This window comes from Lacinutrix sp. MEBiC02595 (genome assembly GCF_053601555.1).
This window is the reverse complement of sequence record NZ_JBSHNU010000138.1, coordinates 1-1,284: the sequence shown is the minus strand read 5'-3', so window position 1 is coordinate 1,284 and position 1,284 is coordinate 1. Positions and strand designations below refer to the sequence as shown.

1 protein-coding gene is annotated in these 1,284 nt (G+C 44.2%); it reads right to left on the bottom strand.

The features are described from left to right. On the bottom strand, window positions 1-1,284 hold a 1,284-nt coding region (locus tag ACVCZW_RS02080), incomplete at both ends, for a hypothetical protein (RefSeq protein WP_452231524.1).

Genomic DNA, 1,284 nt, shown 5'->3' with positions numbered 1-1,284 from the left:
TGCTGCAACTGTTCCATTTACTGGTACCGTTACTTCCGTTGGTTCTGTTCCTTCTGTTAATGTCGATCCTACTGGTAAAGTAGTCGTATCTACTACGATATCTACTGTCCCTGCTGGTACTCCTTCTATAGTATAGGTTCCATCCGCCGCTGTAGTTGCTGTTGGCTCTCCTGCGTCTAATACGCCATCGCCATCTAAATCAGCAAATACAGTTACTGGTGTAGTGAACCCGGTTTCTGTTCCGTTTTGTGTTCCATCACCATCTTCATCGTTATATACGGTTCCGGTTACCGTTCCTGCTGTAGTATATCCATCTGTTCCTGCATCTACACTACCATTTGTTGGTACCGTTACTGATGTTGGCTCTGTTCCATCTGTTAAAGTAGCACCTGTTGGTAAAGTAGTTGTATCTACTACGATATCTACTGTTCCTGCTGGTACTCCTTCTATAGTATAGGTTCCATCTGCTGCTGTTGTTCCTGTTGGCTCTCCTGCGTCTAATACACCATTGCCATCTAAATCTGCAAATACCGTTACTGGAGAAGTGAATCCCGTTTCTGTTCCGTTTTGTGTTCCATCACCATCTTCATCATTATATACGGTTCCGGTTACCGTTCCTGCTGTAGTATAACCATCTATTCCTGCATCTACACTACCATTTGTTGTTATCGTTACTGATGTTGGCTCTGTTCCTTCTGTTAATGTAGCTCCAACTGGTAAAGTAGTCGTATCTACCACGATATCCACTGTTCCTGCTGGTACTCCTTCTATAGTATAGGTTCCATCCGCTGCCGTTGTTGCTGTTGGCTCTCCTGCATCTAATACGCCATCGCCATCTAAATCCGCAAATACAGTTACTGGAGAAGTAAATCCGGTTTCTGTTCCGTTTTGTGTTCCATCACCATCTTCATCGTTATATACGGTTCCCGTTACCGTTCCTGCTGTAGTATAACCATCTGTTCCTGCTGTAACTGTTCCACTTACTGGTACCGTTACTTCGGTTGGCTCTGTTCCATCTGTTAATGTCGATCCTGTTGGTAAAGTAGTTGTATCTACTACGATATCAACTGTTCCTGCCGGTACACCTTCTATAATATAGCTTCCATCCGATGCTGTTGTTGCTGTTGGCTCTCCTGCGTCTAATACGCCATCGCCATCTAAATCTGCAAATACCGTTACTGGAGAAGTGAATCCCGTTTCTGTTCCGTTTTGTGTTCCATCACCATCTTCATCGTTATATACGGTTCCGGTTACCGTTCCTGCTGTAGTATATCCATCTGTTCC